Raw genomic sequence first — 9,866 nt, forward strand, 5'->3', positions numbered from 1 at the left:
TGCACTTCTTTTGTGTGAGCGAAGGCGGAAATCTGCTGTCATGTAATGAGTTGTCATAGTGGTAAAGAGTTTTTGTTATTGGATTTGTGTGCCGAAGCACTTTTGAATTTTGACAGTGCTTTATCAAGGTAAGCCAGGCGAAGAGCAGCAAGGCCGAAGCAAATTATTTTCACCCCTTGCGGGCTTTAGCAGAAATTAGTATGACCCACGGCTCACGGCTCATTTGTTTGAAAATAATTTGTGTAGCCAAGGCCTCCGGCCAGCCTTGCAGCACAAGAATGGCGATTTACCTTTGTAGTGGCAAAATCATAAGTGTGCTTCAGGTATGATAACAAAAGCAAGTGAAGACAAAAGCTCCATGGTGACAACTCAATGATAGTAGATTGCCCGCTCACATAGAGATAAGAAGCGCGTACCGATTTAGCAATATCCGTAGAGTCAGGTGGACTTGGAGAAATAAGGGAATGTATCGGTAGGGAGCGGACGCAAAAACGAAGCAGCAAGAAAAATGTTGGAAGTATTGGAAAAAAGAGTGGAACCGAAAATCAACACTTTTATCGTTACGTTTGAAAACTCGATCAATATGTTGCAGGAATACTGCCAAGCGGAAGATATCGCACGCCCTATTTATGAAACCATCGACGACGAAGTCTATGAAAACAACAGCCACAACTTCACCGTCCGTTGCTCTCTGAACGGCTACTACACCGACGGTGAAGGCGCCAAAGTAAAGGATGCGAAAAAGCAAGCGGCATATAAAATGCTCCGATTCCTCGGAATCGTAAAAAAATAAAGCACAAAGCAACGAAAAGGATACAATTTATGGAACTCAAAGAAATACAACTCGAAAAATTCAAATCCATCAAAAATCCGGTCAAGATCGAATTGAACGATGCGGATCGATTCTACACTTTTATCGGAAAAAACGGATCGGGTAAAACCAACGTTTTGCAAGCGCTGCGGAAATCGCTGACTTGGCAAGGATACTCTTATCGCGAAAAAACCGAAGAGATCATTTCGCAATACGTTTTGGAAATAACGGATTCTGAAAAGAAAGACTTTTTCAATTCGGTAGAATTAAACGAAACCAATAAAAGGATTACCGTTTTATTTTTCAACGGCGAACCGGACGTTCGCAAAGTGAAAGCACCTGCACTTAATTCAAAGTGGACTCAGTATAAACAAGAACTGGAAAAACTGGAAAAAGAAATCGAAAACTCCGCAAATTCTTACATCGAAGAACTTAGAGAAATCGAAATAGATTATGCAAAAGAATCATATTTTGAAATACCGGTTAAACTCGAAGATTATCGCGGGAGTCTATATTCTCTAAGGAAACAAGACATTGATTCGAAAATCAAAGAGATAAAGCGCGAAATAAATGAGATAAAAGCATATATTAAAGAGGCATTTCCAGAGGATTCTTTTTCGCTTGCACTCAACGATTATTTCCACCATTATCCTTTTGCTTTTCGTGAAATAACGCTTCATGAAATCAAAGAAGATGCAGAATTGGAAATCAGCCCCATTATCGCAAAGAGTTTGAATTTAAAAAAAGAGGATCTCGAAGCAGCAAATAAAGAATTAAACCGTGAAATAAAAAAAATAAACGCTCAACTGAAATCATCATTTTCAGACGTTCACGAAAAAGTCAAAGAACTCAACGAAACCGTTGAAAAGATCGAAAAACTTTTTGACAATGCAAATGATCGGAAAAATAAAATTGATGAAACGCATAGAAAATTTTGCGAAATATTAAAGGATAATGTATTCCGAACCGGCTACTATATCGACAACGAGAACACGCTTCTGTTCTATGATCGAAACGGTATACACTACAACAAAGAAGCGAACAATCGTCTTAACTTAAACTCGCAAAATCCGATCTTTGATGCCTTTGATCGGTATCTTCAACAGGCGAGTTTCTATAACAAGGACGAGTCCATATTTAAAATTAAAGAACTCTCCGAATCAAGGCAAAAGCAAATCGTAGAAAAAATCAACAAAGGATTCTTGCAAAAGCACGTTCCCGACTTTGATAAAGTCGAGATCAAAGAGTTTCGTGCGACGATCGAAAACGGAGAACTGAAACTTTTCGTTATTGAAAAAGACGGAACGAAAGTCGATTTTAACGGAACAAGCCTCGGTAGGCGGTGGTATTTGACGTATCGTTTTGTAAAACAGCTTTTGAAAAAAGACGATTTTTTGTTTATTGACGAGCCCGCCGCGTTTTTGCACCCGCAAGCGCAGACGGAATTCAAAAAAGAATTGCAAGACCTCGCAAATAAAGGAATCTACGTCTTCATTACGACCCACAGCCCTTATATGATCTCCGAAAAATGGCAAAACGTTTACAACGTTTCCATGACGGAAAACGGAACAGCGGTTACAGAATTCGGCGAAGAAGACGACATCTGTAAGAAGATCAAAGAAGAGTTAGGCATCTTAAAAACGAACGATCTCCTCTTTCATTTATCAAAAACACTTTTGCTTGTAGAAGGCGTTGCGGATAAAGTCTGCGTGGAAAAATTCGCAGAACTACTGGGTTATTCATTAAACAATTATGACATCCACGTTTGCGACGGCGAATCCATATTACAAATGTCTTATCTATGCATTAAGGAAAAGATAAAATTCAAAGCAATTTTAGATAACGACAATAAATACAAGGGCAAAGACTATGCAAAAAGTCATACGCAATATGAAAAAATTATAAAAGAAATAGAGTCTAATCCTGAAAGTTGCTTTTTTATTGGTGAAGATGAGAAAGGCTGCTTAGAAAGCTACTTTAAAGACGAAGACCATAAGTTTTCTTACTATGACAAAGAAAAAGGACGTTGGAAAATTGCCCAAAGAAAAATCAAAAAGATTCAGAGCAAAGATCAATTAAACCAACAAACCTTAAATAATTTCGAACAACTGTTCACTACCTTAGGTATCCCGAAGATTGACAACAAGAAAAGCAAGTGATACAATAATCTCGTGAATAACGTTACCGGTCACATCATTTATAGGAGGTGACGTTATGAAACAAATCAAGGAACTGAATCAAAAGAAGGTTGCGCAAAATATCGGCAAATTGCTCGCAGAGTCGGGTATGTCAAACGAAGAGATCGCCGAGCTTTTAGACACAACCCCACGGGTATTGTACTATTGGCAAAAAGGCAACCGGCTTCCGAACGCAAAAAGCCTGTTCGCGCTATCGCAAGTATTCAACGTTTCCATAGAAAGCATCCTCGTTTGAGGATGCTTTTTACGTTTTGAACGAGCGTTCATTGTATTGAAAACAAGCGCGAATTATAATGAAGAAAAAAAGGAGAACGGCAATGTCAAGATATAACGTAATCACGCTTTGGGAAAGCATTTATCCGAATCAAACCGACGTTTACGATTACACGGGCAGAAGAATGACAAAATCCGCAATCGGAAATCCGAACAGTCGCTACTGCCCTACCATCGATCATATCCGTCCTTTATCCAAAGGCGGAAAGGATACTTTGAGCAATATCGTCTTGTGCAACAAAGAGACCAACGCCGAAAAGGGCGATTCTTTTCCCGATTGGTTTGCAAACGATAAGCACTACCAAGCAAAAAGAGCAAAAGGAACGTCGGACGAATACGACATTTTTCAACTGCAATAAAAAAGGAGGTGAGATCGATGAGCAGAGGAGGACACGGAGTTTCCGGGAACACTCACACGCAAGCGCAATGTGATCATTACGCAAACCAAAACAACCCGAACAACGCGGCGTACCAAGCGAACTTGGACAATCACGCAAACCAATGCAATCCGAACAATCCCGAATACGAAAACAGTCGGGATCAAAGCGACGAAGCATAAAAAAAGAGCGGTGCGAACCAAGTGATTCGCACCGCTTTTCGTTTCTTTCAAAGCCGATCAAAGTATAATCATTCCGCCACCTAAATCCACATACGTGGCGACGGTGCCGTTAAATTCGAAACCATAATTCCTCTCATCCGCGTAAACGGAGTACACGTTTTCTTCAAACGGGAACTCATATGCCTCGCCGAAGAACTCGAAATCCAAGCCGTCGAGTTCATCGAAGCCATAGGTTCCTTCCGTGATAAAGACGAAGATGACACCCTCTTCCCTCTTGCAAAAGGCGGCCGTGCAATCCTTATCCCCGTCCGCACCCGAGCGAGTAAAGGAACCGGAGCAGAAAAGATTATCAATCCCCATGGGCGCGACGGTATGTCCGGTGATCGAAAGAATATCGGTCCGATCGGTTTCGTCGTTGTGAATTCTGATGTAACGTTCTCCCCACCTCTTGGCGACAAACGCATTCGATTCCGAAAGGAAACTCATCGCGGTATCCGGTTTCATATGAAGGATCTGCGCCGCCGTATAGTCTTCGAAAGTGTAGACGTAAAAATTATTGTACGATTGACGTATCAAAAGATATTCCACGCCCCCTTCTTCAAAGACGTACCACTCGCCGAAGAAAGAAACGCCGAAATCGAGACCGATATAAAACGTTGTACCTGTTATCGTATAAATCACTTCGCCGCTGCTATCCCAAGCATACTCATTGCTATGATAATAGTCCTCTCCGTTCACGGAATTCGGATCCTCCAAGACCGCCTTGCACTCGGCGTACGTCAGCGGCGCAAGGATTCCCTCGCGGACAAACTCGTAAATAGGCTGAGCATGCGTCTCCAAGTCCTTCGCAAAAAGATAGGTAATGGTCGACCAGCTGTTTTTATTGTCGTCATACCGATACTCATAGGAATAGAACGAGATCGTGAGCGCAGACTCACTCGACTCGACGATCGGATTCCAATTTCCGCCCTCATCCTGATAAAAATAATAACGGAAGTAGTAGCTGCCGGCACCCGCGCCGAGCATCTTCGCATCCGCATCGTAAGTCCATTTGCCGATGCCGCCGCCGGTCACGGAATCCATATTTTCTTCGGAGATTTCGCCTTGGAAAGAATATGCCGTATTCTCCCCGAATTTATCGAAGAAGCCGAGCGTCTGATCTTCCGAAGGATCGTAAAGCAAATAGCAAAGTTCTCCGAAATAGGGGCGAAGGACGAGATCCTCGGGATCCTTCTCGTTCGGTTGATAATAGGCGATTCGGTCATCGAAACCTACCCAAGTAAGGATGGAGCCTTCCATAGACCAAGTACCTTCCAAATGGAAGCGTTCGGGGAGATCCGCGGCGGAAGAATACTCGCCTTCATAGCCGAACACGATCTGCTTTTCTCCCTTTCTGTTGAACGAAAACGTAACCACATTTTCACTGCCTTCGCCATTGGGTTCTTCGGATAATTGTATGAATCTTTCATAAACGAAATAGCAGACTTCGCCGACCGAGAACGGAGAAACCGCGCCGTTATCGACGTCGTAATCAAAGTAGCGAAGCGCATCATTGCCGTACGGAGTCTCCGAAAGAAAGAAACAGGTCGAATCCTCGAAGCAAACGTAATACGAAGCGATGGGATCGAGATCTTCCAGTTCATCCATCGAATGAATGCCATCATAAACGAAGCACATTTCAAAGGGGGAACGCTTTATTCTTGCCCGCAAGCTCATTTTTTATCATCGAAAGAATTAAAGGAATAGGTCACGCCGTTCTGCGAGTCTTGCCAAATTGCGACCGACTCTCCTTTCCAAAGAGAAAGCTCGCGCCCTCGAATGTCACGCCCGACAGATCGTAGGCGGCTTTATTGATAAGAAGGGTCGAGGTCATATCGGCGATCGCGTTATAGTTCGACGCGTCGCCCGAGAAACGCGCGACGATCGTGTGCACGCCGGCGTTCGCCTTGCCGTTATTTTGATAGGAAACGGAGACGCCCCGGGAAGTTCGCCCGCGATCAGGATCTTTTTCTCCGCGCCGTCATACACGAAGCGCGCGTCCTCAAACGTTACGCCCGACAGGTCGTAGGTCGCTTTCGCGACGCGAACGGTAACGGGGATGTTGCGGACGGGATCGTAATGCGCCGCGTCGGACGGAGTAAAGATGACGTTAAAGACCTTTTCTCCCCGCCGCGCCGACGGAAGTCGAAGCGTCGTCCTGCCAGGAGAATCCGGCGGGAAGCGCGATATCCGCAAGCGTCTGCCCGTAGGTCGCGCCGATCGTCGGCACGACGTACTCGGGGATTTCGAGCGGATTGCCGTTCTCTTGGCAAGCGGACAGACCGACCGCGAGCACGAGAGCCAACACAAGCAATACGACTATCGCGAGTTTCTTATTCATACATATTCTCTTTTCTTTCTTTTCCTTCTTTTCCTTTCTTCTTCGGGTCGGGGTTGACAATAAAAAGCATACAAAATGAGAGAAAAATCAATTGTCTTTTTAATTATATATTCATAATATAGCGCATAATCAACACTTTTTTCTCGATTTGCCGCAGAACTGTTTTTCGATTTTGATACGCCGCATCTCAATTCCCTCGTTCAAACGGTTCTGCGGCGCGTTTTGATTGACAGAGAATTCCGCAAATTATATAATTTGTTTTAGCCGAAAAAAACCGTCGCGCTTTGCGGGGCTGGCGAAACGAAGGCTGATCGGAGGAATAAAAATGAAACCGGAAAACGCGCATTTTAAGCTGCTTGCCCATTATCTCGAAAACGACTGCGAAACGCTCGAAGACGTCCTTGACTTCGCGCGAGCGCTCGAAGACGCCGCTTGCCCCGTCCTTACGAAGTATCACGGATGGGACGGAAGCGAAGAAGAACCGCTTCCCTCGATCGAAAAGATCCGCGAATTTCCCCTTTTCGATCCGACGACGAAGAATCCTTCCAACCCCAAAACGGGCTGGATGGCGGCGAAGCTCGAGCTCCCTTATATCGCGAAGTTCTTCGACAAAAAGGATTTCGGGAATTACGGTTTCACCTATTACACCGAGCTTGACCTCGATATTTATTGCGACGATCACGCGGTCGAGCTTTACTCCTATATGGGCGGAAATTTCGATCTCGGTTCCGCGCCGGACGGCAAAGAGCATTACGTCTTCGTTCGCGTGGACAGTCCGAATAAAAACCCGATCTCCGATCTCGTAACCCGCTACTATCTCACCGGACTCAAAGATTCGAACGCGCTTATCGCGAACGCGGCACGGTCGCTTCGCGCGGGATGCCACCTCTTATCCACTTCCAACCGCCGCGAAAACCTCTACCTGCAAGGTGAGATCGATATCCATAAATCCAAGCTCACGAGCGAAGAAAGAAAGACCTTTACGGAGTGCCTCGTCAAGACCGCGAACTACCTCATCGCGTCTTTGCGCGACGACACGATTCTTCAAAAGCTCAAACCCGCGCTCGCGATGCTGAAACCCGTCGCGGATTACGCCAAGAGATTTACCCTCTATTTCATCGGGCATTCCCATATCGACCTCGCTTGGAAATGGCGTTATCCCGAGACCCTCGAATGCATGAAGGGAACGTTCGAGACTCAGCTCAATCTGATGGAAAGAAACCCCGATTACACCTACGTCGAGACGTCCGCCGTCCTGTGGCGCGATATGAAAAAGGCCTATCCCGAATTTTGGAAAAGAGTCGAAGCCGCCGCAGCCAAAGGACAATTCGAACCGCAAGGCGGAATGTGGTGTGAGACCGACTGCCAATGCGTCGGCGAAGAAAGCTGGATGCGTCAGCTCGAATTCGGGCAAAAGACCGCCCTCGAACTCTTCGGGAAAAAGGCGACCTGCGGCGTCAATATCGACGCGTTCGGATTCAACGCGGGACTTCCGAAGATCCTGACGAACGCCGGACTCAAATACTTCGTCACGCAAAAACTGCGTTACAACGAATATAACCTCTTCCCCTACGTCCACTTCTGGTGGGAAGGCGACGACGGAAGCAAGATCCTGACCCTGCACGAATATCCCGGTCACTCCAACCATATCGAATTCGACGAGCTCGCGAAGACCGTCCGCGTCCATCACCTGACGGACGGATTCTATCATATTCCCATTCTTTGGGGCTACGGCAACCACGGCGGCGGTCCGCAACCCGTTATGATGGACAGGCTCGACGAACTCAAAAAGCAAACCGTCTTCCCGAATATCGAATTCTGCGGTCTGACGGAGTTTTACAAGATCCTGACCGAGACCGAAGATCTTTCGACCCTGCCGACGATCAAAAACGAACTGTTTTTGGAGACGCACCAAAAGACCTATACCGTTCAAGCGAAGACCAAATTCCTGAACCGCGAATGCGAGCGCGCGCTTTTGAACGCGGAAAGTTTGCAGGCGGCGACCGGGGATTTCCGCGATCTGACGAAGGCTTGGGAGACAGAGCTTTTCGCGCAGTTCCACGACATCCTCGCGGGAACGTCGATGCTCAAAGTCTATCTCGACCTTTACGAGGATTTCGACAAAGCCTTCGCCCTTCTCGACTCCGCGAATAAAGCCGTCTCGGAAAAGGCGCTCGGATCGGGCGACGAAGTCTACGTCTTCCACCCCGTCTCCGTCTCTTCGAACGCGCCTCTCGTCCTCGACAAGGCGCCCGAAAAGGACTGCGGTTTCGTCCTCGACTCGAACGGCAACAAACACGCTTATCAAAAGACTTTCGACGGAAAGACCGCCCTTCGCTTCGAAAATCTCGCTCCCTATTCTTTCCAAAAGCTGACCTTTACGGACGGCGCGCCGAAGAGCGCGATCACCGTTCGCGGGTGTGAGATCGACAACGGCGCGATCAAAGCGGTCTTCGATCCCGAAAAGGGCGCGATCACTTCCCTGATCTACGACGGCAAAGAATTCTGCGGCGGAGCGATCGGCAATTTCAGGATTTTGGAAGACACGAGAAGCCGCGATTACGACTCTTGGAACTTCGGTTTTACCGGCAAAGAGTGGGACGCGAAATGCTTCGGATTCGAGATCGCGGAGCAAGGTCCCGTCCGCGTCGTCGTCCGCGCGAAGTACTCCTTCGGGATCTGGACGGAGAAAAAGCCCTACTTCGGCACCTATCTCTGGCACACGCCCGCCGTCGATTACCCGACGAGCTTTTTGACGCAGGACTTCATTTTCTACGCGAACGACCCGATGATCCGCTGCGTGCTTCACGCCGATTGGTGGGAAAACGGAAAAGACCTCAAACTCTCGGCGCAGACGAACGTCCGAAATCCGAGAGCGTTCTACAAGGTTCCGTTCGGAAAATTGGAACGCCCCGTAAAGAGGGAGACTTCCTATGAAAAGGCGAGATTCGAAGTCCCCGCCATCACCTATTCCGACCTCGTCGGAGAGGACGGCTATTCCTTCGCCCTTCTGAACCGCTCCAAACATGGCTACGACGTTTTGGACGGTCGCGTTCGCCTGACCCTTTTGACCTCGCCGACCGGCGCGGACGTCGCGAAAGTCCCCGATCCGACCGCCGACCGCGGAAAGCACACGATCGAGTACGCTTTCCTGCCTCATAAAAACGATTTCGATCTCGACGACTTCGCGATGACCTACGAGAGAGGCGATATGATCCTCTCGGGAAGCGACGCGCCCTCCGTTCCTCTCGGGAAGACCCTTCTCGACGCCTCGGACGACGACAAGACGATCACGAGCGTCCGTCTGCTCCCCGACGGAAAGCGCTTCTACCGCACCCTCGGCAAGGACGGCAAACTCGGAAGCAAGATCAAATAAACGAATCAAACCGTTCGTTACGAAAAAAGCCTCGGCGCACTGCCGAGGCTTTTTCGTTTTCGGGTTCGATCAAACGGATTTTATCAAACGCGCGCGGTCTTTTTCTCGCCCGCTTTGATCTTGAACTCCGATTCGAATTTCTTTCCGTCCGCATAGACGGCGATCGAATAGACGCGATCGACGTCCGCGTTATTTTCTGCGGTGATCTCGAAGCCGCCCGCGACTCGCTTCGCCGAGAACGCGTTCGTCACCGTTTCGGATTCGTTCAA

General features: G+C 47.5%; 10 protein-coding genes. 6 read left to right on the top strand and 4 right to left on the bottom strand.

Annotated elements, in window-relative coordinates; genetic code table 11:
- Positions 1-508 precede the first annotated feature (508 nt).
- The 5 genes from K5753_02640 to K5753_02660 all read left to right on the top strand — a co-directional run bounded on the left by K5753_02640 (position 509) and on the right by K5753_02660 (position 3,841).
- The gene (locus tag K5753_02640) at positions 509-793 is read left to right on the top strand and encodes a hypothetical protein (GenBank protein MCR4726100.1); all 285 of its coding nucleotides are present in this window, start codon (positions 509-511) and stop codon (positions 791-793) included.
- Between the two features lie 29 nt (positions 794-822).
- Positions 823-2,970, top strand: a complete 2,148-nt coding sequence (locus K5753_02645; protein MCR4726101.1) for an AAA family ATPase — start codon at positions 823-825, stop codon at positions 2,968-2,970.
- Positions 2,971-3,025: 55 nt separating this feature from the next.
- Positions 3,026-3,244 (top strand): helix-turn-helix domain-containing protein, encoded by a 219-nt coding sequence (locus K5753_02650; GenBank protein MCR4726102.1) that lies wholly within the window; start codon positions 3,026-3,028, stop codon positions 3,242-3,244.
- Positions 3,245-3,326: 82 nt separating this feature from the next.
- Complete coding sequence (locus K5753_02655; GenBank protein MCR4726103.1) at positions 3,327-3,641, top strand: HNH endonuclease; 315 nt, start codon at positions 3,327-3,329, stop codon at positions 3,639-3,641.
- Between the two features lie 17 nt (positions 3,642-3,658).
- Positions 3,659-3,841 (top strand): hypothetical protein, encoded by a 183-nt coding sequence (locus tag K5753_02660; protein ID MCR4726104.1) that lies wholly within the window; start codon positions 3,659-3,661, stop codon positions 3,839-3,841.
- 57 nt (positions 3,842-3,898) lie between these two features.
- Here the strand turns inward: K5753_02660 and K5753_02665 are convergent, their stop codons facing one another.
- From K5753_02665 to K5753_02675, 3 genes are all read right to left on the bottom strand, one after another.
- On the bottom strand, positions 3,899-5,557 hold the full coding sequence (locus K5753_02665; protein ID MCR4726105.1) for a hypothetical protein: 1,659 nt from the start codon (positions 5,555-5,557) through the stop codon (positions 3,899-3,901).
- A gap of 31 nt (positions 5,558-5,588) precedes the next feature.
- On the bottom strand, positions 5,589-5,774 hold the full coding sequence (locus K5753_02670) for a hypothetical protein (GenBank protein MCR4726106.1): 186 nt from the start codon (positions 5,772-5,774) through the stop codon (positions 5,589-5,591).
- Between the two features lie 216 nt (positions 5,775-5,990).
- Positions 5,991-6,221, bottom strand: coding sequence for a hypothetical protein (locus K5753_02675; protein ID MCR4726107.1), 231 nt, complete (start codon positions 6,219-6,221; stop codon positions 5,991-5,993).
- Between the two features lie 325 nt (positions 6,222-6,546).
- On the opposite strand from K5753_02675, the gene K5753_02680 reads away from it, so the two are divergent.
- A complete protein-coding gene (locus K5753_02680; protein ID MCR4726108.1) occupies positions 6,547-9,597 on the top strand; it encodes a hypothetical protein in 3,051 nt (1,016 codons plus the stop codon).
- An 83-nt stretch (positions 9,598-9,680) separates the two neighbouring features.
- On the opposite strand, the gene K5753_02685 is transcribed toward K5753_02680, so the two are convergent.
- Positions 9,681-9,866 (bottom strand): hypothetical protein (locus K5753_02685; GenBank protein ID MCR4726109.1); only part of this gene is annotated, 186 nt, incomplete at its 5' end.

The organism is Clostridia bacterium (assembly GCA_024685775.1).
GTDB lineage: Bacteria > Bacillota > Clostridia > Christensenellales > CAG-1252 > CAG-1252.